A 20,916-nucleotide genomic window follows, 5' to 3' on the forward strand; every position below is an offset into this window, starting at 1 on the left:
GTCGCGTGCTGACCACGCCAAACCTGCCGGCCGAAGTCGGTAGTGTGAACCCGCCACTGGACAGTGGCGGGTTCGCCGACTCCAGGAGTGGTCAGGGCCGGCCCCGCGTGGTTTCGACGGGAACCTACGGCTACGGGGATCCGCTACCGGGGCGCGACCGCTGCAGTTCGGACACCAGCCGGCACAGCCGCGGTGTGGGTCGGAGTCCCAGCTCGTCGCGGAGCTGCTGCTCGTAACGTTCGAAGTTGTACAGCGCCTCGGACCGGTTGTCCTCCGCCAGGTGGGCCCGGATCAGCGAAGCCTGACTGCTCTCGCGCAGCGGATCCGCTGTGACGGCCGCATGGGCTGCCGTGACCGCCCAGGCGAACTCCTTCGTGTCGATGAAAGCTCCCGTCAGGGCCTCAAGAGCATGGAGTCGAAGCTGCCGCCACTGTTCCGCCTCCGGCAACACCCAGTCGTCGTACCAACCGGGCAGCAGATCGGCGGACAGCTGGTCGACAGCCGTCGCGTCGAGGTCGAGTTCCTCGGCCGGAACATGAGGATCGAGTATCCGTTGGGCCAACGACCGCACTCGGTACAGGTCGACGGTGACCTCCCGCGCGAGGCGCAACTCGGCGGGGCAGATGTTCAGTGCTTGCTTCCCGAGGGTCTGGAGGCGTGACAACGCCGACCGCAGGTTCGTGTTCGCACATTGCTCGGACGCTTCGGGCCAAAGACTCCCGGCAACCAGAGTGCGAGGGACAGCGGCCCGGGATTGTAGCGCAATGAACGCCAGCAGTCGCTTCGAGCCGACTGGCACGGTCACTGGTTCATCGCCGACGACGATGTCGAAACCGCCGATAAGAGAGATGTTCACGGGCGGCCCGGACCTGGTGGGCGGCAGAGAGAAAGCGAGATCATATGAGCTCATGGCTTTGTGATCGCGTGGGGGTCGGTCTACCCGGCGCCCGTCAACTGGCCGCGCCGTCTTTGCTGGGGGCCAGCGATCTGTACACCTCCCGCATAGCCATGCTGCTCTACCTGCCGAGAGATGTCGAATTGTCCTAATCGGGGCTGAAGACCTGTGCCCTTTGGCCGAGCATCCGGGTCCGGCACACGAGTCGAACCGGCGGGCGGCGGACACGGTCGCCGTGCCGGGGACGCCGGTGGCCCAGCCGTGGGGATCTTCATGAGCGCGGCGAACGACCAGAGCGGGCAGCGCCGCACGGCCAGGCTCTGCGGATGGCAACTGCACTGAGAAGACGGCCCGTTGCACCGCGCACGGACACGCCGGGGTGACCATCGCACGATTCGCTCGTTCTGCTGAACGTGCGTCCACTGCCAGAAGTGCCTTCCACAGCCGCCCCGGCCGACGGGGAGCAGGCCGGGGCGGTGCTCGTCGAGCACTATCCGCGACTGGTCCGGCTCGGCTATCTCGTGCTGCCGCCGTCCCTCGGTGTCCACCGCCGGGTTCTGAAGGCGCACGCGCTGGCCCAACGGTGCCTGCTGTCCGGACGCCGGGCGGGCTCCGGGGTCGGGGTCCCGGGGCCGCGCGGGCCCGGCGGCGCGGCGGCGGTGGATCCGTCCTATGCGCTCGCCCGCCGGAGGGTGCTGCGTGCGGCGCTGGCGGCGGACCGGCCGCGGCGCGGTCTCGGCCGCGTCCGGCTGCCCTCGCTCCTCCCTCTCGTGTGGGGGCTGCGGCTGTCCCCGCACGCGGGCGGATCGGACGGGCTCGCCCTGGCGAACGCCCTGGCCGCACTCTCCGGTCCGGGGCGCGCCGCCCATGCGCTGCGCGGCCTGGAGGGGCTGGGCGACGCGGAGGTGCGGCGGGTGCTCGCGGACGCCGGGGTCGAGGATCCGCACGCGGCACTGGCGGCGGCCCAGGGCGCTCCGGCGCCGTACGCGCTCCTCGGCTCACGGGAGTTCGACCCCTGCTCGCTCCAGGCCCGGCCGCCGGACCTGCTGCGCCGCAGGCAGCACGCGAAGGCGGCGCTGGCGGCCGTCGCGGCGGCGCTGGTGTGCGGGGCGCTGCTGGGGCTGCCGGGCAACGGCTGGGGGCCGGGCGCCCGGCCCCCGTCGTCGTACACCCATGACGCCGCTGTGGAACAGGCCCTGGATCCGGTCAGGTTGAGCCGGGTGTCGGCGGACTTCTGGCGGCGCTCTCCGCGTACCGACTTCACCGCCTGGCCCACCCGCGGCAACCGCGCCGAGGACACCGGGCTGTTGCGCCGCGCACTCGCCGGCTGGGCGCACCCGGACGGCGAGGTGCGGATCTCGGCGACCCCGGAGACCCCCATCGGGCCTCCGATGGGGGCGCCGCAACTGCTGTACGCGGGCGAGGTGGACCGGGTGGCGGTGGTGCTGTTCTACGACGGGCTGCGCATCGTGCGGTACGCGGAGCCCGGTGCCGGCCGGGACGGGTACGTCGCGCTGGACTTCGCCCGGGCCGACGGTGCGGACATGGCATCGGCCGCCGCGCTGATCGTGGCGCGGGCCGACGACCGGATCCGCTATCTCACCGCGCCCTGGGTGACCTCGGTGTCGGTGCGGGACCTGTTGGCGCCGGACGGCGTCCCGCGTCCGCTGCGCCGCGACCGCGACGGGGTGACCGCCGCGCTGACCAGCCCGGCCACGGCCCGCGACTGCCGTGCGTGGCAGGCGATCGAGATCCGCGACGGCTCGGCGGCCCGCCTGCTGGCGGACCTCGGTGAGCTGACCCCCGCCCGGCTGACCTCGGGCCCGCCGTCGGCGCCGCACGACGTCACCGGGCGGGCGGAGCGGGACAGTTGGGCGCGGACCGCCTGTCTGCTGCCCGCGGTGCGCTCGCGCGGGGTGCGGTCGGTGAACTCCTGGCAGTACGCCGAGCAGCCGCTGCCCGAGGGCAATGGTTCCGCGCGCTGGCTCTGCACCAGGGCGGAAACCTGGCGGGGCACCGGGAGCCGGGTCCTCGCCCAGTTCCAGGCCCCGTCGGCGCCGGCCGTCGCGACGGGCGGGCCGCCCGGGGCGGTCGCGGCGCGGGCCGAGGACTCCCCGGCCTGCGGGGTGCGCGACCCCCGGGTGCTGGCCGGGGTGCTCTGGAAGTCGCAGGGCGGCCGTTGGTACGTACTGGCGGCGGGCAGTGAGCAGTTCGCCTCGCTGACCGCTTCGGGCGGGGTGGAAGGGCGCTCCGACAGCCGTCTTCTCGCCGTGCCGGCCAGGGCGGGCGACCGGGCCCGGCTCAACGGGACGCTGGCGGACGGCAGTCGGGTGGGCGGACTGCGCTGACGGCCCGCCTTCGTGGACCCCCAGAAAGTCGCCGCACGCCCCTGTTCCCGCGATCTACCTCTCAGTACATTGACGACATGTCTAATACGCAGCCAGCGCCGGTCGCGTCGGAGCGGACGCCCCTCAAGGCCCGCAAGGTCTCCTTCGCCTGGGAGAGGACTCCTCTGCACTGGGTGCCGGGTGACCCGTTCACCACGCACACCATCAATGTGCTCCATCTCCTGCTGCCCGCCGGGGAGCGGTGGTTCATCCACGTCTACCGGCAGGTGCTGCCGTACATCCACGACGAGCAACTGCGCCAGGACGTCATCGGTTTCATAGGCCAGGAGGCCGTGCACTCCCAGGCGCACGACGACGTCCTGCCCCGCCTGAAGGAGCTCGGTCTCGACCCGACGCCGTACACCGCGCAGGTCGACTGGTTCTTCGAGAAGCTGCTCGGCGACCGGACGCTGCCGCCGGGCAGGGCGCGCAGGTGGTGGCTGATGGAGCGGGTGGCGCTGATCGCGGCGATCGAGCACTACACCGCCTTCCTCGGCGACTGGGTGCTGAACGCCGACGAGCTGGACCGGCGCGGCGCCGACCCGATGATGCTGGATCTGCTGCGCTGGCACGGCGCGGAGGAGGTCGAGCACCGCTCGGTCGCGTTCGAGGTGTTCATGCATGTCGACGGCGGTTACCGGCGGCGGGCCCGCACCTGGGCGACGGCCTTCAGCGCACTGGTCTTCCTCTGGCAGCGCGGCATCCGCTTCTTCATGGAGAACGACCCGAGCCTGCTGAACGGCAAGGGCTCGTTCAAGGAGTTCTACCTCAGCGGCAGGCGCGGCACCCTGCCCGCCACCGGTGATCTGCTGCGTTCGGTCCCCCGCTATCTCAGCCGCGGCTACCACCCCTCGCAGGAGGGCAGTACGGCCCAGGCCATCGACTATCTCGCCCACTCGCCCGCGGCCACGGCCGCCGAGGCCCGTATGACGGGAACCAGCTGACCATGCCGCTCCCCCTGCCCCGCCTGCGCACCGTCGTCCTGGTCGCGGGCGCCGCACTGCTGGCCAAGCGCGCCCTGCACCGCCGCATCCAAAACTCCCCGCTGTGGCCGCTGCCGGCGCTGGAGGAACCGGTCTCGGGCCACTCCGAGCGCCGCACCACCGCCACCCGGCGGCTGCTGATCACCGAGCGGACCACCCCGGCCGAAGGCGTCGTCCAGCTCCGGCTCAAGGGGTCGGGCCTGCCGGCCTGGCAGCCCGGCGCGCACCTCGACCTCCTGCTGCCCTCCGGCCTGGTCCGCCAGTACTCCCTGTGCGGGGACCCGGCCGACCCCGACACGTACACCATCGCGGCGCGGCTGGTCGAGGACGGCCGCGGCGGCTCCCGCGAGGTCCACGAACGGCTCCGCGAGGGCGAGGAGGTGGAGATCCGCGACCCGCGCAACCGCTTCCCGCTCGCGGAGGCCCCCGCGTACCTGTTCATCGCGGGCGGCATAGGCATCACTCCGATCCTGCCGATGCTGCGGTCGGTCGCCGCCTCGGGCGCCGACTGGCGGCTGCTGTACGGCGGACGGAGCCGCGCCACGATGCCGTTCCTGGACGAGATCGAGCGGCTGGGCGCCGAGGGCGGCCGGGTGACGGTGGTGGCCGAGGACGAGGCGGGCCTTCCGGACGCGGCCGCGGCCCTGGCGGACACGGTGGAGGGCACGGCCGTCCACTGCTGCGGCCCAGAGCCCCTGATGGAGGCGGTCGGCGCCGCGCTCCCGCCCGGCCGCACCCTCCATCTGGAGCGCTTCACCGCGGCGGCCGCGTCGTCGGCCGGCTCCGCCCCCTTCGAGGTCGAGCTGCGCCGCTCCGGCCGTACGGTGCGGGTGCCGGCGGACCGGTCGGTGCTGGCGGCGGTGCGCGACGAGCTTCCGTACGTCTCGTACTCCTGCGAGCAGGGCTTCTGCGGAACGTGCCAACAGCGCGTCCTGGAGGGCGAGATCGACCATCGCGACGAGCTCCTGACGGACTCCGAGCGGGAGGACTCGATGCTGATCTGCGTGTCCCGGTGCCGGGGCGAGCGGCTGGTACTGGACCTTTAGTGCCGGTGCGGCGGATCAGGACCGGCGGAGCCGCGGACGCCCGCCGCCCCTCCCCCGCCGCTCCACTCGGTACGCTGTCCAGCATGACGACCGGGGTGCGGCGCAGGATGGGCGTCGAGGAGCGCAGACAGCAATTGATCGGTGTCGCGCTGGAGTTGTTCAGTCACCGCGCCCCGGACGAGGTGTCGATCGATGAGATCGCGGCCGCCGCGGGGATCTCGCGGCCCCTGGTCTACCACTACTTCCCGGGCAAGCAGAGCCTGTACGAGGCAGCGCTGCGACGGGCTGCCGACGAACTGGCGGCCCGGTTCGTGGAGCCCCGCGAAGGTCCGCTCGGGGCCCGGCTGCTGAGGGTGATGCGCCGGTTCTTCGACTTCGTCGACGAGCACGGGCCCGGCTTCTCGGCGCTGATGCGGGGCGGTCCCGCGGTGGGATCCTCGACCGCGAACGCGATGATCGACGGGGTGCGGCAGGCTGCCTGCGAGCAGATCCTGGCCCATCTGGGGGTCGAGAATCCGCCGGACCGGCTGGAGCTGATCGTGCGGTCATGGGTGTCGCTGGCCGAGTCGACGGCGCTGATCTGGCTGGACGGGCGGCGGATTCCGCGCGAGGAGCTGGAGTTGCAGCTGGTGCACGACTTCGCCGCGCTGGCCGCGGTGAGTGCCGCGTACAACCCGGAGATGGCGGGCGTCGTGCTGCGGGTGCTCGGCCAGGAGCCGGCGGACGGACCGTTCGGCGAGCTGCTGAACCGGCTCTCCGACCTGGCCCCCGCCGTACCGGCCGTTCCCCCGCAGCGGCTGTCGTAGTCGGCGCGGATTGCCTACATGAGCAGCTCGCCCTGGAGCGCGGCGGCCAGGCCCACTTCCGCGTTGTCAGCCCTGCCCCGTTCGAAGGCCCGCTGGTAGGCGGCGTCACCGACGGCCTCGCGGGCCTGGCGTTCGCATGCCTCGCGCAGGGGCCCCAGTTCCGGGGTGCCGCGTTGCGGATGGCCGACCATGCGCCAGTACACCTGCCCCGTGCCGTACACCCGGGCGGCGCGGGCGCCCGCGCCCTGGGCGGCGATCGCCGCGGCCAGGATGTCCAGGCCCAGCGCGATGCCGAAGCGGTCGCGCATGCGGTGCTTGCCTTCGAGCATCGAGCGGGCGTGGGCGGCGGAGGTTTCGGCGTCGCCCCGCAGCAGGGCGATCAGGGCGAGCTGGTAGTCGACGTAGCTGCGGGTCCAGCACTCGTCCTGGGCCTCGCAGACCGCGCGCAGGACCGCGGCCGCCTCCGCCGCCTCGTCCAGCCGGCCGAGCCCGGTCAGGGCGAAGACCGTGATGAGCCTGCACCGCAGCCGGTAGGCCTTCTCCAGCGGGGTGGCGGAGCCGGTCGAGCGCAGGACCCGGTCCACCTCGCGCAGGCCCGCCTCGGGGCGCCCGGTCATCAGATCGGTGAGGCCGCACAGATAGGCGGCGGCGAGGATGCCCTCGTCGGTGCCGTCGCGCGCCGCTTCCCTGGTGCACTCCCGGCCCAGCCGTCGGGCGGCCGGGTAGTCGCCCTGAAGCATGACGGTGATGCCCAGCACCCACAGGACGCGGGTGCGGTGCGGGCCCTCGGCCGGTCCGGCGGCCAGGGCGCGCCGGGCGTACTCGCGGGTCTGCGGCAGGTGGCCGCAGCAGCACCAGAAGAAGCCGATCCGTCCCGCCATCTCCTGGGCGGCCGAGGTGTCGTGGGCCAGCAGGTGGTCGAGGGCGGCGCACAGGTCGGCGTGCGCCTCGGCGATGCGGTGGTACCAGCTGATCTGGTCGTCGCCGGTCCAGCCGGCGTGGGCCTTGCGGGCCAGGCCGAGGAAGCAGGCGGCGTGCCGGTCGGCGGCGGCGCGTTCCTCGCCGAGTTCGGCGAGCCACATCCGTCCGTACTCGCGGATGGTGTCGAGCATGCGGTGCCGGGTGCCGTCCCGGCCGACGACGGACTTGGTGACCAGGCCGCCCAGTGCCCGGGACACCCCGTCCGCGGTGAGCGGTCCCCCGGCGCAGACCTCGCGGGCGACGGCCTCGTCGAAGTCGCCCCGCAGGACGGTCAGCCGGGCCCAGAGCAGCCGTTCCAGCGGGGTGCACAGCTCGTGGCTCCAGCCGATGGCGGTGCGCAGGGTGCGGTGGCGCGGCGGCCAGAGCGAGGCGTCGGCGGGTACGTCGAAGCGGGACCTGATCCGTGCGGCGACCTGCTCGACGGTGTCCCGGCCGAGGGCTCCGGCCGCGAGTTCGATGGCGAGCGGAATGCCTTCGAGGCGGCGGCAGATCTCGGCGGCGGCCTCCGCGTCGCCCGGCTCGTCGAGGGCGAGGCCCGGGGCCGCGGCGGCCGCCCGGTCCCGGAACAGCGTCAGTGCGTCGGCCGCGCCCTCGACGGGCAGCGGGTCCACCTCGACGACCTGCTCGCCCCTGATGTCCAGGGGCTGCCGGCTGGTGGCGAGCACGGTGAGGCCGGGGGACGTGGTGAGGATCTCGCCGAGCAGATGCGCGCAGGCGGGGCGCAGATGCTCGCACGAGTCGAGGATCAGCAGCAGTTCCTTGTCGACCAGCCATTCGCACAGCGCGTCGATGGGCATGCGCAGGGTGTGGTCGGAGAGCCCGACCGCGTCGGAGACGGTCGCGATGAGCAGCCCGTCGTCATGGAGCGGTGACAGGTCCGCCCACCACGCGCCGTCGCGGTGGACGGCCGCGGACTGCCGGGCCGCGCGGACGGCGAGCCTGGTCTTGCCGACACCGCCGCTGCCGGTGAGCGTGGTCAGCCGGTGCGTGGCGAGTGTGTGCTCCAGCCTGGCAAGTTCCGCTTTCCGTCCGACAAAGCTGCTTGTCTCCTCGGGGATGTTGCTCGCCATGGTCACCGTCGCCGAAACAGGTGGACCGGCCGGTCCCGGCCCCTGGTTCCCGTACGGAGCAGGCATACGAGGACGCCTGGCGTACCGGAGAGGGGCCGGGACCGGCCGGGGGTGGAAGGCGCGCCGGGGGTGCGGTGCTGCGGCATTCCCCGACGGCTGCTGCCTCCCAACGTAGTCCCGTCATGGCTCAGTTCAGGGAAAACACCGCCACGGTACGCCCCGGGACGGTGAACCTTCCCGAACTCCTCTCGTACGAGGCCTTCTTGACAGTAGAATCCGCGCCCGCGGCCTGGACCGGGTGCAGTGCGTACTCCTTCCCCGCCAGCGCGGGGACCGTCTGGGTCTCGGTGCCGGGGGCCGCGTTGAGGACGACCACCAGCTTCCCGAGCCGCATGGTGATCACGCCCGGTGTCTCGTCCTTGCCGGAGAGCGGGAAGGACAGGGCGGACTGCACCTGCTCGGTGGTGGAGAGGTTGAAGTCCTGCTCCGTGGAGCGGATGGTGAGCAGGTCCCGGTACGCGGCGGAGGCGCCGTCGATCTGCGCGCAGCCGGGCCGGAGCGCGGCGTCGGCCAGCAGCGGCTTCGCGTAGGCCCACTTGGACCCGTTGTCGGCGGCCGGCGGCAGTCCGCGGCCGAAGCCGTTGCCGTCGCGGCAGTCCCAGTGCAGGGCGTTGAACCAGTCGCCGCTGTCGTACGAGTTGCGGTCCAGGGACTTGGAGCGCAGCAGGTCGGTGCCCGCCTGGGAGAGCGAGGGCCCCTGCGAGAGGGTGGCCGTCGCCATGGCCAGGACCTGCATGCGGGCCCGGTCGGCCGCCGGAGTGCCCGCCGGGAGCTTGAAGGCGAGCGTGTCGTAGAGCGACTCGTTGTCGTGGGCGTCCGCGTAGGCGAGGGCGTCGCCGGGGGCGGCAGCGTATCCGGCGGGGGCGCCGTTGTAGTCGACGCCGGAGCCCCTGACCGTGTTCCCGGCCGAGTCGGTGAAGGTGTAGCCGGCGAGGTTGCCGGTGAGGCCGACCTTGATCAGGTCCTGGTAGTGCAGCAGCCGGGCCTTCTGCTCGGCCCGCGTCCCGTTGGCGGCGGAGGTGTTGGGGTCGGTGTAGAGGCCGGTGGCGAAGCCCTGCACACCCGGGTCCTCGTCGAAGGGGCTGCCGCCGCGTACGGCGTCGCGGGCCCGGTCGGAGAAGGTGGCGATGCCGGTGCCGGCCATGTTCTTCTGGGTGGCCTGGACGAAGCGGGCGTCGTCGGCGATCTCGCCGAAGTTCCAGCCCTCGCCGTACAGGATGATCTTCTTCCCGTCGACGCCGTCCTCGGCGACCGTCAGGGCGTCGAGCGCCTTGCGGACGGCGAGGATGTTGGCCTTGGGGTGGTGGCCCATCAGGTCGAAGCGGAAGCCGTCGACCTTGTACTCCTTGGCCCAGGTGACGACCGAGTCGACGACCAGCTTGCCCATCATGGTGTTCTCGGGTGCCGTGTTGGCGCAGCAGGTGGAGGTGGCGACGGTGCCGTCGTCCAGCAGCCGCTGGTAGTAGCCGGGCACGATCCGGTCGAGTACGGACTTGTCGTCCTGGCCGGAGGCGACGGTGTGGTTGTAGACGACGTCCATGACGGTGCGCAGCCCCGCGCCGTTCAGCCCCTGCACCATCTGCCGGAACTCGACGGTGCGGCGGGTGCCGTCCGGGTCGGAGGCGTAGGAGCCCTCGGGGACGGTGTAGTGCAGCGGATCGTAGCCCCAGTTGAAGCCGTCCTTCGCGGCGGCCCGGGCCACGCAGGCCTGCTGCTCCTCGGAGTCGGGGGCGTACACGGACAGGTCGCAGGCGGGTTTCTGCTGCGCGGACTTCTTCTCGGGAATGGTGCCGATGTCGAAGGCGGGCAGCAGATGGACGTAGGAGGTGCCGGAGTCCGCGAGCTGCTTGAGGTGCTTCATCCCGTCGGAGGCGGTGTCGGTGAAGGCGAGGTACTCGCCGGGGTGCTTCGAGGTGCGGTCCGCGATGGAGAAGTCGCGGATGTGCAGCTCCTGGATCTGGGCGTCGCGCAGCGGGACGGCGGCGGGCTTCTTCAGCCCGGACCAGCCCTTCGGGGCGAGGGCCGGGGCGTCGAGGTCGATGACGAGGCTGCGCGCGGAGTCCGTGGTCAGGGCGGTGGAGTAGGGGTCGGTGACCTTGTTGGTGACCATCCTGCCGACGGTGGGGGCCCAGACGTCCACCACGTAGCGGTAGGGCTTGCCCGTCCACTGCTTCGTGCCCGTGACGGACCAGACGCCGGTGCGGTCGTCGCGCCGCATCGGGACGTTCTTCCCGTCGAGTTCGAGGGCGACCGTCCGCGCGGTGGGGGCCCAGACGGAGAGGGTGGGGCGGCCGCGGTGGTCGAAGACCGGGCCGAGCGCGGCACGGGCCGCGTTCTTGCCGTACAGGTCGTCGAGCACGCCCGCGCTCTGTACGCCGGTGGCCGCGAGCAGGGCGCCGTTGGCGGCGCGCTGGGTGGCGATCAGCTGGCCGCGCAGGGCCTCACGGATCCGGTCGCGGTCGCGGACGTCGACGGTGAACGCCGGGTAGTCCTTGAGGTTCGGGTGCGCGGCCTTCTGCGCGTCGGTGAGCGCGGAGGGGGTGAGCCGCAGCCACTGGCCCTCGTCGGAGAGCGCGCCGTCGACGACGGAGATGCCGCCGTTCTTCGCGTGGACGAGCTGCTGGCTGGTGGCCCCGGTGGTCTTCACCTTCCATACGACGGTGTCGGCGTCGATCCACTGCGCCTCGGCCCTGGAGAGGTCGGGGGCGGGTACGCCTCCGGTCTGGGGCAGCAGGTAGCCGGGCGTGGCGCCGAGCATCCAGACCTCGTGCCCGTAGGTGGCGATGTCGAGCGACTGGTCGCTGGGGAGGTCCTTCTCGTCCCCCTTGTGCAGGATGTAGCTGAGTGAGGTGGCGCCGTCGGTGAGCGGCACCTCGAAGGTGACTCCGGAGGCGTCCTTCTTCACCGGCTGGAGCGGCCTGGCCCAGTCGGTGGGCTCCTTGGCGCCGGTCCAGGTGTGCAGCCCCCAGCCGTCGTAGTCGCCGTCGGGGCGGTAGTAGTGCAGGACGGCCTTGGTGGTGTCCTGCGGCGGGTAGGCGCCGTCGGGGGCCGTGTCGGCCTGGCCGTCCTCGCCCTGCCCGATCCAGACCTGTCCGGTCCTCGCGAGGTCGACGGTGCGCTGCGGCCCGTCGGCGGTGCCGTCCTTCTCGACGGTGTACGGGACACTGGACGCGCCCTCGTCGAGCTTGAGCCAGGCGAAGGCCCCGTAGGCGTCGCGCCCCGTGAAGCCTGCCGTGGTGTCGCCGGACCTGAGCTTCCAGCCGTCGTAGTCGCCGTCCGCGCGCTTGTAGTGGACGACGGCGTAGTCGCGCTGGACGGCGACCGGCTTGGTCTCGGCGGGGGCCTGCCCCGCGGTGGTCGCGGCGAGGGCGCTCGCGGTGCGGCCGGCGCGGTCGACGACGACCGCCTTGTAGCGCAGCGGTGTGCCGGCCGCCACCTTGTCGTCCAGGTGCTGGGTGACCTTGTACGGGGCGTGGTCGGCGGAACCGAGCGTGACCCACTTGCCGTTGCCGGTCTGCGCGGCGAAGACGACGCGGTTGAGCTGTCCGCCGTCGACGTCGGCGGACAGCTCCACGGTGCCGGTGGCTCCGGCGGCGGGTGCCTTCAGGGTGATCGAGGGCTTGGTGGCCGGGGCGCCCATCGGCTTCTCGGCGCGCAGTACGAGGCTGGAGAGGGCGGGCACGGTGACGGTGATCTTCTTGTCGGCGCCGCTGCGGAGGGTCGCGGAACCGCCGTACAGGACGCGGAAGTTCATGCCGGCCGATGCGGTGGGCAGCTCGACGGTCCGTGGGGTGGCGGCGTTGTTGGCGGCCACGAGGTACTCGTTGGGCTGCTCGGGGTCCGTGCGGGAGAAGGCGTAGACCGGCCCTTGCGCGTAGCGTTCGGTCTGGACGCCGTCGCGCAGCGCCGGGTTCTTCCGGGTGAGTTCGGAGAGCGCGGCGATGTTCCGGTACAGCGGGTGCTTCGGGTCGTACGCGTCGGCGGCGTGGGTGCGGTCGGTGCCCAGCTCGTCGTCGTCGAGGTAGTCGGCGGTCTTCGAGGCGAACATGGTCTGGCGGGCGTCCCGGTCGCCGCCCGCGCCGGTGAAGCCCTGCTCGTCGCCGTAGTAGACGACGGGGTTCCCGCGGCCGAGGAACATCAGCTCGTTGGCGAGTTCCGCGCGCCGGACGAGTTCCGCGTCGCCGGCCTTCGGGTTGTCCTGCTTCAGGAACGCGCCGATGCGGCCCATGTCGTGGTTGCCGAGGAAGGTCACCTGCTCGTAGGCGTTGGCCTTGTCGGTGGTGTAGCGGTAGTCGTCACCGAAGACCGCCGCGAGTTTCGCGGCCGGGGCGCCCTGCGAAGCGTATTGGCGTGCCGCTTCCTGGAAGGGGAAGTCGAGTGTGGCGTCGAGCCGGCCCCGGGTGACGTAGGGCGAGGTGACGGCGGTGTCGGCGGAGTAGACCTCGCCGAACATGAAGAAGTCCTTGCGGCCGTGCTCGGCCGCGTAGGTGTCCAGGGCGGTGGCCCACTGGGTCCAGAAGTCCAGGTCGACGTGTTTGACGGTGTCGATCCGGAAGCCGTCGATGCCGAAGTCCCGGACCCACTTCTCGTAGATCTTCTCCATGCCGGAGACGACCTCGGGACGCTCGGTCCACAGGTCGTCCAGCCCGGAGAAGTCGCCGTAGGTGGCGGACTCGCCGGCGAAGGTCGAGTCGCCCCGGTTGTGGTACATCGTCGGGTCGTTGAGCCAGGAGGGGACCTTGGTCCCGGTGTTCTTCGGGGTGTACGGGAACGAGTCGGCGTCCACCTTCGCCAGGCCCTTGGCGTCGTCGAACGGGCGGCCGTCCTTGTCCAGGTACGGGTAGGCGCCCTTCGGCCGGTAGCCGTAGGCCTTCTCGGCGTAGTCGACGGTGTCCGCGGTGTGGTTGGTGATGACGTCGAAGAAGACCTTCATGCCCTTGGCGTGGGCCCTGTCGATCAGCTTCGACAGGTCGGCGTTGGTGCCGAAGTGCGGGTCGACCCGGGTGAAGTCGGTGATCCAGTAGCCGTGGTAGCCGGCCGAGGCGTCCTTGCCGGTGCCCTGGACGGGGCGGTTCTTGAAGATCGGGGCGAGCCAGATGGCGGTGGTGCCGAGGCCCTTGATGTAGTCGAGCCGGTCGGTCAGGCCCTTGAGGTCGCCGCCCTGGTAGAAGCCCTTGTCCGTGGGGTCGTACCCGGTGTCCAGGCGCGAACCGGTGAGTCCGCCCCGGTCGTTGGCAGTGTCGCCGTTGGCGAACCGGTCCGGCATGACGAAGTAGAACTGTTCACGCGTCAGGTCGTGCCGGGCGGGTGCCTGGGCGAGCTTCGCGTCCGAGGGCGGCCCGGGGGGTCTCGGCGCCGCGGACGCGGTTGCCGCCGGGACGACGGGGAGCAGCGCCGCGCAGAGTGCGGCGACGGCTCCCCGTCCGAGGGTGGAACGGGACACGGGCTGGGTCTCCTTGTGTGCGGGTGGGGGTTCTCGGGGTGGGCTGGACCGATCCCGGGAACGGGGAGGTCTCCCCGGCCGGGGTCCGGGGCGCGGGAAGGCCCCCCGGCCGGGGTCCGGGGCGGTCCCCGGCCGGGGGCGGGCGCGTACCCGCGGGACCGGCCGCCCCGGCGCGTCCTGCGACCGGGGCGGCGGGCGGACAGCGGCGGGGTCAGCTGCGCCAGACGTCGCTCGTCAGCGTGGCCCTGCCGGTGGAGGGCACCGTCGCGGTGCGGTTCGCCCCGCTCTCCCAGGTGACGTTGCCGCTCGCGTCCTTGCGGATGTACTTGTACTCGAACGAGGTGCCCGCGGGCATGGCCACGTCCAGCTTCCAGACCGGGTACGTCGCCGGGTCGAGCTTCAGGGCACCGGCGGTGCTCCAGTTGCCCAGGGCCGGCTGGTTGCCGGTGACGTAGACGTTCTGGCCGAGCTGCGTGGTGGCGTTGACGCCGAACGAGGCGCCGGAGGTACCCGTGCCGGGGTCGGTGCCCGGGTCCGTGGTGCCGCCGCCCGTGCAGGTACGGGCGTTCACCTGGAGGGCCAACGCCGTGTTCGCTCCCAGGGTCGCGGTGAACTGGCCCGAGCCGTTCACCGTGACGCCCTTGCCGGACTGGATGTCGCAGTAGTCACCGGCGGGCAGCGAGGTCTGGAACGTACGGGTCAGCGAGGAGCCCTCGTGGTTGATCGCGACATAGGCCTTGGAACCGCGGCCGAACGCGATCTGGTCGCCGCCGTTGTCCCACCAGCCGGTGACCGCCTCGCCGCGCGCCGTGTTCCGGAAGCCGACCATGGAGGAGATCTCGCGCCAGGCGTGCTGGCACTTCCACCCGTCGCTGTAACAGGCGTTCACCGTGCCGCCGTTGGGCGGGCCCGCGTCCTTGTCGGACCACTCGTAGCCGGAGTGGACGTCGGGCGAGCCGTACGGCCAGGCCAGCATGAAGACATTGGCGAGGGTGTAGTTCGCGCCGTCCTTGTAGTTCAGCGTGTCGCCGCCGCGCTCGGTGTCGTGGTTGTCGACGAAGACCGCCGCCTTCGACGAGGGCATGAAGCCCCAGCCCTCGCCGTAGTTCTTGAGATGGGCGAGGTTCTCGTTGTTGAAGACCTGCTTGAGGCCGCGGGCGTAGCGGAACTCCTGGACGTCGCCCGTACCGGTGTACTCGTCCGGCGAGACGGCCTCGCCCGCGCCGTAGATCGCTTCCTGCTTCCAGTAGGCGTTCGGATTGCTCAGCCGCGACTTGATGTTGGCGAGGTCGGCCGCGGGCATGTGCTTGGCGGCGTCGATGCGCAGGCCGTCGACGCCCAGGGAGAGCAGGTCGTTGAGGTATCCGGCGATCCTGCCGCGTACGTACTCCTCGCCGGTGTCCAGGTCGGCGAGGCCGACGAGTTCGCAGTTCTGGACGTTGGCGCGGTCCTGGTAGTTGCTGATCTGCGCGGTGCAGTCGTCCATGTCGGCTGCGGAGTAGACGCCGGGGTAGTCGTACTTGGTGTACGAGGACCCGCCGGTGCCGGTGCCCGATCCGGCCGACATGTGGTTGATGACGGAGTCGGCGACCACCTTGACGCCGGCACTGTGGCAGGTGCTGATCATGTTGGCGAAGGAGGCGCGGTCGCCGAGCCGTCCGGCGATCCGGTAGCTGACGGGCTGGTACGAGGTCCACCACTGGCTGCCCTGTATGTGCTCCTGGGGCGGCGAGACCTGTACGTAGCCGTATCCGGCCGGGCCGAGCGAGTCCGTGCACGCCTTGGCCACGGAGTCGAATTTCCACTCGAAGAGGACGGCGGTGACGTCCTTGTCGCCGGGGGCGGCGGCCTGGGCGGTCGAGGTGGGGGCCACGAGGGGGGCCACGAGGGCGGCGACGCCTGCTGCCAGGGCGAGCGCCGCGGACAGTGGTCTGCGTGCCATGTTTCCTCCTGCTGTGGGGGAAATGCGGGTGACGGTGCAGCCTCACGTGGCAACGCGCCCTGCCCTCAAGGCTCCTGAAGGTTCTTGCTGCAAGAATGCAAACCTTGCCGCGACGCCGACCGTACGAGCCTGTCAGTCCCCGGTCAACCCTTTGGACACCACCCGCTCACATCCAGGAAATACGGCAGTTTTCTTCCTGCAAGGACTTACGCAAAACATTGCAGCGCTGTTAAGTTTCTCCCGACTCCGGTCCGGTCGGCCGAGGGTTCCGGCGATCCCGGACCCCACGCGCCCGGCCGGCCGGGCCGGTCACGGACAAGAGAGGCACCCGGAGTCGCTCACTCCCCGCAGGCCCATTCAGGGCCGGCTCCCGGTGCCTCTCCTGTACGCCCCGACCGGCCCCGCGGGCCTCAGACTCCCCGGACCGCCGCGGTGGATCCCCGTACCACCAGCTCCGGTTGGAACACGTACTCCGTACGCTGCACCGGGCTGCCGCCGATCTCCTCCAGCAGGGCGCTCACCGCTGCCGCCGCCATCGCCTGCACGGGCTGGCGCACCGTCGTCAGCGGCGGATCGGTGAACGCGATGAGCTGCGAGTCGTCGAAGCCCACCACCGACACGTCGCGCGGCACACCGAGCCCACGCTCCCGGGCCGCCCGCACCACGCCCAGCGCCATCAGGTCGCTGCCGCAGACGATGCCCGTGCACCCCTGGTCGAGCAGCGCACCCGCCGCGACCTGGCCGCCCTCGACGCTGAACAGCGTGGGGCAGACCAGGAGTTCGGCCTCGGCCCGGTCCAGGCCCAGCAGGTTCACCGAGGCGTCCAGGAAGCCCTCGCGCTTGCGGCGGGACGGTACATAGCGCTGCGGTCCGATCGCCAGACCGATCCTGCTGTGGCCGAGCTCGGCGAGGTGCCCGACGGCCATCCGCACGGCGGCGGAGTCGTCGGGCGAGACGAACGGCGCGCTGATCCGCTCGTTGTAGCCGTTGATCAGGACGAACGGTACGCCCCGTTCGGTGAGCACGGCGTACCGGGCGGGGTCGGCCGACATGTCGGCGTGCAGCCCGGAGATGAAGACGATCCCGCCGACGCCGCGCTCGACGAGCTGCTCGACGAGTTCGTCCTCGGTGGCGCCGCCGGGCAGCTGGGTGCAGAGCACCGGGGTGTAGCCGTGTCCGGCCAGCACCTGCTCGACGGACTGCGCGAACGCCGGGAAGATCGGGTTGGTGAGCTCGGGCGTCACCAGTCCGATCAGCCCGGCGCTGCGCCTGCGCAGCCGCACGGGACGTTCGTAGCCGAGGATGTCCAGCGCCGCGAGCACCCGCTGCCGGGTGGGGTCGGCGACGCCCGGTTTCCCGTTGAGCACCCGGCTGACGGTCGCCTCGCTGACCGCTGCCTGGCCGGCGATGTCCGAGAGTCTCGGCGCACCGCCGGTCCCAGGGCCCGTCTTCCGGATCTTGCCGGGCTCGCGGGGGCCGACACGCGCGTCTGCGGCGCTGTCGTCAGTCGCCGACGCTCCGCGTGGGCTCCCTTCTCCGCCTTGCAGCTGCACGCGCCGGCCCCCGCTCCCTGATCCGGCCTGATCCGGAAGAGAGGCCCTGGGCAGGGGGACGGTCACACCGTCCACCACACCGTGGTGTCCGCGGGCAGCTCGATCTCGGCGCCGTCGGTGACGACCGGGCTGCTGGACACCAGGACCGTGCCGCGCACCGGGATGCGCACCGGGCGGCCCGTCGTGTTGACGGTGCAGACGAAGCCGGGGCGGGCGAAGATCAGCAGGCCCTCGGGGGCGCCCAGCCACTCCACCGCCGTGCCGGCGCCGAGCCCCGGGTGCGCCCGGCGGGCGGCGATCGCGGACCGGTAGAGCTCCAGCGTCGAGCCGGCCTCGCCGGTCTGCGCCTGGACGCTCAGCTCGCCCCAGCCGTCGGGCTGGGGCAGCCAGCTGCCGCCGTCGCCGAAGCCGTACGAACTGCCGTCGCGGGTCCACGGGATCGGCACCCGGCAGCCGTCGCGGAAGCCGTCCTGGCCCTCCGCGCGGAAGAACGACGGGTCCTGGCGGACCTCGTCGGGCAGGTCGGTGACGTCGGGCAGGCCGAGCTCCTCGCCCTGGTAGACGTAGGCGGAGCCGGGCAGCGCCAGCATCAGCAGGGTGGCGGCGCGGGCCCGGCGCAGGCCCAGCTCGCGGTCGCCGGCCTCACGGATCTGGGTGCCGAGGCCGGGCGGGTTGGCGAACCGGGTGGTGTGCCGGGTCACGTCGTGGTTGGAGAGCACCCAGGTGGCGGGGGCGCCGACCGGGCGCATCGCGTCGAGCGAGGTGTCGATGACTTCGCGGAGCTCGGCCGCGTCCCAGGCGGTCGAGAGGTACTGGAAGTTGAACGCCTGGTGCATCTCGTCGGAGCGTACGTAGTTGGCGGTGCGCTCGACGGTGGGGGTCCAGGCCTCGGCGACGGCGATGCGGTCGCCGGGGTACTCGTCGAGGATGGTGCGCCAGGAGCGGTAGATCTCGTGCACCCCGTCCTGGTCGAAGAACGGCATGACGTCGTTGCCGAGCAGCTTGAGCTGGTCGTGGCTGCCGAGGTCGGGCAGGCCGGCGGCCTTGACGAGGCCGTGGGCGACGTCGACCCGGAAGCCGTCGACGCCCATGTCGAGCCAGAAGCGCAGGATCGAGCGGAACTCGTCGGCGACGGCCGGGTGTTCCCAGTTGAAGTCGGGCTGCTCGGGTGCGAAGAGGTGGAGGTACCAGTCGCCCGGGGTGCCGTCCGGGTCGGTGGTCCGGGTCCATGCGGGGCCGCCGAAGACGGACTCCCAGTCGTTGGGCGGCAGTTCGCCGTCCTCGCCCTTGCCGGGGCGGAAGTGGTAGCGCTCGCGCAGGGCGGAGCCGGGGCCCTCGGCGAGGGCGCGCTTGAACCACTCGTGCTGGTCCGAGGAGTGGTTGGGCACCAGGTCCACGATGATCCGCAGGCCCAGGTCGTGGGCGTCCCGGATCAGCGCGTCGGCGTCCAGCAGGGTGCCGAACATGGGGTCGACGGCACGGTAGTCGGCGACGTCGTAGCCGGCGTCGGCCTGCGGGGAGGAGTAGAACGGGCTGAGCCAGACCGCGTCCACACCGAGTTCCTTGAGGTACGGGAGTCTGCCGCGTACGCCTGCGAGATCGCCCATGCCGTCGCCGTTGCCGTCGGCGAAGCTCCGTGGATAGACCTGGTAGATCACCGCGTCCTGCCACCAGCCGGTCTGGTGGGCCGGAGCGTCGGCGGACGTGCCGGTGGAGGGGGCAGCGAGGTGCTGGGTCATGTCGTCCCTGAGGTGTCGGGGTGGGAGGCGGCGCCGGGACCGGGTCGGACACCGGCGACCGCCGTGACTTGGTGCGTGCGGGTCGTGCGGGGCGTGCTGAGGCCCGACAGGCTCTCAGCCCTTGACGGCTCCGGCGGACATGCCGGTGACCAGGTGGCGCTGGGCGAAGAGGAAGACCAGGGCCGCGGGTATCGCGATCAGCACGGACGCCGCGGTCATCGGCCCCCACTGGGCCCCGTACTGGTTGACGAAGAGCTGCAGTCCGCCCGCGAGGGTGAGGTTGTCCTCGCCGACCATGAAGGCGGAGGCGTACGCCACTTCGCCCCAGGCGGTGATGAAGGAGTAGAACGCGGTGACGGCGAGGCCGGGCTTGGCGAGCGGCAGGATCAGCCGCCAGAACGTGCCGAACGGGGTGAGGCCGTCGACCTGGCCCGACTCGTCGATCTCGGCCGGGATGGTGTCGAAGAAGCCCTTCATCATCCAGGCGCAGAACGGCACCGAGATGGTGAGGTAGGTGATGACGAGGCCGGCCGGCTGGTTCAGCAGCCCCATGCCCGCCATGATGTTGTAGATCGGGACGATGAGGACGGCCACCGGGAACATCTGGGTGACCAGGAGCGTCCACATCAGCCCGCGCTTGCCGGGGAAGCGGAAGCGGCTGACGGCGTAACCGGTGGAGGCGGAGACGATGACGCCGAGGAGCGTGGTGAGCCCCGCGACGAGCAGTGAGTTGCCGAACCAGGTGAGGAACTTCGTGTTCTGGATCAGGTTCGTGTAGTTCTCGAACGTCGTCTCTTTGAAGAAGTCCGTGGTGGTCGCGTACGCGGCGGGCTTCAGCGAGGTGAGCAGGACCCACAGCACGGGGAAGACGGCGATCACGGACGCCACGATGAGCGTGAGGTGCAGCGCGGCGGAGGCGGCCGGCGAACGCTCGCCGCGCAGCCGGACCTTGCGTGCGGTGGGTGCGGGGGCGGTGGTCACCAGTCGTCTCCCTGGGTGCGCAGGACTCGCCGGTAGACGGCGGCGAAGATCAGCAGGAGTACGAGGATCAGTACGCCCCAGGTGGAGGACTGCGCGAAGTCGCGCGGGCTGATCTCGAAGGAGAACTTGTACGCCTGGGTGACCAGGATCTGGGTGGCCTCGCCGGGTCCGCCGCGGGTCAGCAGGAAGATCACCGGGAACATGTTGAAGGTCCAGATGGTGGAGAGCAGGATCACCGTGGTGGAGACCGGCCGCAGTCCGGGCAGCGTGATGTGGCGGAAGCGCTGCCAGGCGGTGGCGCCGTCCATCTCGGCGGCCTCGTAGTGCTCGGTGGGGATCGACTGCAGTCCGCCGAGCAGGGCGACCATCATGAACGGCACACCGAGCCAGACGTTGACGGCGATGACGGAGAACTTCGCCCAGGTGGGGTCGTTCAGCCACGGGATGCCGTCGATCCCGGCGCCGGAGAGGATCTCGTTGAGCAGCCCGCGCTTCTCGTTGTAGAGGAAGCGCCAGGCGAAGACGGAGACGAATCCGGGGATGGCCCAGGGCAGGATCAGCGCCATCCGGTAGGCGGAGCGGCCGGCGATGCGCCGGTTGAGGATGTTGGCGAGGGCCATCCCGAGGCAGAAGGTGATGGCCACGCAGGAGACCGTCCACACCAGGGTCCAGCCGAGCGTGCCGAGGAACTGGTCGCCGGTGAGCGCTTCGGTGTAGTTGTCCAGGCCCACGAACTTGTACGTGGCGGGCATGTGGTTGACACCGATGGACCGTTCGACGTTGCGCTCGTTGGCGTCGGTCATCGACAGGTAGATGCCGCGGACCAGCGGATACCCGATGATCACGCCGATCACCACGACGACCGGGGCAACCATGGTCCAGGCGTACCAGTGGGTCGACAGGGCCCGTCGGAGCTTGCCCGGCGGCGGGGGGTTGCCAGTACCGCGGCTCCGGCCGCGGGCGACGTCGTCGCCCGCGGCCTTCGCCACCGACTGGCTGGTGTGGACAGCCATCAGCCGGCCTGCCTTCC

12 protein-coding genes are annotated in these 20,916 nt (G+C 71.5%); 4 read left to right on the top strand and 8 right to left on the bottom strand.

The genetic code is table 11. The features are described from left to right. Positions 1–130: 130 nt before the first annotated feature. On the bottom strand, positions 131–856 hold the full coding sequence (locus AB0D53_RS12590) for a BTAD domain-containing putative transcriptional regulator (protein WP_362444116.1): 726 nt from the start codon (positions 854–856) through the stop codon (positions 131–133). 452 nt (positions 857–1,308) lie between these two features. On the opposite strand from AB0D53_RS12590, the gene AB0D53_RS12595 reads away from it, so the two are divergent. The 4 genes from AB0D53_RS12595 to AB0D53_RS12610 all read left to right on the top strand — a co-directional run bounded on the left by AB0D53_RS12595 (position 1,309) and on the right by AB0D53_RS12610 (position 6,117). Further along, positions 1,309–3,243 carry a hypothetical protein gene (locus tag AB0D53_RS12595; RefSeq protein WP_362444119.1) on the top strand — a complete coding sequence of 645 codons (1,935 nt, stop codon included), beginning with the start codon at positions 1,309–1,311 and terminating at the stop codon, positions 3,241–3,243. A 77-nt stretch (positions 3,244–3,320) separates the two neighbouring features. After that, the gene (locus AB0D53_RS12600; protein ID WP_362444122.1) at positions 3,321–4,226 is read left to right on the top strand and encodes a metal-dependent hydrolase; all 906 of its coding nucleotides are present in this window, start codon (positions 3,321–3,323) and stop codon (positions 4,224–4,226) included. 2 nt (positions 4,227–4,228) lie between these two features. After that, entirely contained in the window at positions 4,229–5,311 is a 1,083-nt protein-coding gene (locus AB0D53_RS12605; protein WP_362444125.1) for a PDR/VanB family oxidoreductase, read from the top strand. A gap of 83 nt (positions 5,312–5,394) precedes the next feature. Further along, the gene (locus AB0D53_RS12610) at positions 5,395–6,117 is read left to right on the top strand and encodes a TetR/AcrR family transcriptional regulator (protein WP_362444128.1); all 723 of its coding nucleotides are present in this window, start codon (positions 5,395–5,397) and stop codon (positions 6,115–6,117) included. A 14-nt stretch (positions 6,118–6,131) separates the two neighbouring features. Here the strand turns inward: AB0D53_RS12610 and AB0D53_RS12615 are convergent, their stop codons facing one another. The 7 genes from AB0D53_RS12615 to AB0D53_RS12645 form a co-directional block, all read right to left on the bottom strand. Next, entirely contained in the window at positions 6,132–8,168 is a 2,037-nt protein-coding gene (locus tag AB0D53_RS12615; RefSeq protein ID WP_362444131.1) for an NB-ARC domain-containing protein, read from the bottom strand. 187 nt (positions 8,169–8,355) lie between these two features. Next, on the bottom strand, positions 8,356–13,671 hold the full coding sequence (pulA, locus tag AB0D53_RS12620) for a pullulanase-type alpha-1,6-glucosidase (RefSeq protein WP_362444134.1): 5,316 nt from the start codon (positions 13,669–13,671) through the stop codon (positions 8,356–8,358). Between the two features lie 211 nt (positions 13,672–13,882). Further along, on the bottom strand, positions 13,883–15,613 hold the full coding sequence (locus tag AB0D53_RS12625; protein ID WP_362444139.1) for a carbohydrate-binding module family 20 domain-containing protein: 1,731 nt from the start codon (positions 15,611–15,613) through the stop codon (positions 13,883–13,885). A 410-nt stretch (positions 15,614–16,023) separates the two neighbouring features. Beyond that, positions 16,024–17,070 carry a LacI family DNA-binding transcriptional regulator gene (locus tag AB0D53_RS12630; RefSeq protein WP_362444813.1) on the bottom strand — a complete coding sequence of 349 codons (1,047 nt, stop codon included), beginning with the start codon at positions 17,068–17,070 and terminating at the stop codon, positions 16,024–16,026. Between the two features lie 158 nt (positions 17,071–17,228). Next, positions 17,229–18,905 (bottom strand): glycoside hydrolase family 13 protein, encoded by a 1,677-nt coding sequence (locus AB0D53_RS12635; RefSeq protein ID WP_362444142.1) that lies wholly within the window; start codon positions 18,903–18,905, stop codon positions 17,229–17,231. Between the two features lie 114 nt (positions 18,906–19,019). Continuing rightward, complete coding sequence (locus tag AB0D53_RS12640; protein ID WP_362444145.1) at positions 19,020–19,886, bottom strand: carbohydrate ABC transporter permease; 867 nt, start codon at positions 19,884–19,886, stop codon at positions 19,020–19,022. Further along, on the bottom strand, positions 19,883–20,899 hold the full coding sequence (locus tag AB0D53_RS12645; RefSeq protein ID WP_362444148.1) for a sugar ABC transporter permease: 1,017 nt from the start codon (positions 20,897–20,899) through the stop codon (positions 19,883–19,885). Before AB0D53_RS12645 ends, AB0D53_RS12640 begins: the two co-directional genes overlap by 4 nt. Between the last annotated feature and the right edge of the window lie 17 nt (positions 20,900–20,916).

This window comes from Streptomyces sp. NPDC048295 (assembly GCF_040652135.1).
GTDB lineage: Bacteria > Actinomycetota > Actinomycetes > Streptomycetales > Streptomycetaceae > Streptomyces.

What these genes read in the sequence shown, in the direction of transcription:
- AB0D53_RS12610 (WP_362444128.1), top strand. Translation starts at nt 5,395, where the DNA reads ATGACGACCGGGGTGCGGCGCAGGATGGGCGTCGAGGAGCGCAGACAG.
- AB0D53_RS12635 (WP_362444142.1), bottom strand. Translation starts at nt 18,905, where the DNA reads ATGACCCAGCACCTCGCTGCCCCCTCCACCGGCACGTCCGCCGACGCT.
- AB0D53_RS12600 (WP_362444122.1), top strand. Translation starts at nt 3,321, where the DNA reads ATGTCTAATACGCAGCCAGCGCCGGTCGCGTCGGAGCGGACGCCCCTC.
- AB0D53_RS12625 (WP_362444139.1), bottom strand. Translation starts at nt 15,613, where the DNA reads ATGGCACGCAGACCACTGTCCGCGGCGCTCGCCCTGGCAGCAGGCGTC.
- AB0D53_RS12615 (WP_362444131.1), bottom strand. Translation starts at nt 8,168, where the DNA reads ATGGCGAGCAACATCCCCGAGGAGACAAGCAGCTTTGTCGGACGGAAA.
- AB0D53_RS12645 (WP_362444148.1), bottom strand. Translation starts at nt 20,899, where the DNA reads ATGGCTGTCCACACCAGCCAGTCGGTGGCGAAGGCCGCGGGCGACGAC.
- AB0D53_RS12605 (WP_362444125.1), top strand. Translation starts at nt 4,229, where the DNA reads ATGCCGCTCCCCCTGCCCCGCCTGCGCACCGTCGTCCTGGTCGCGGGC.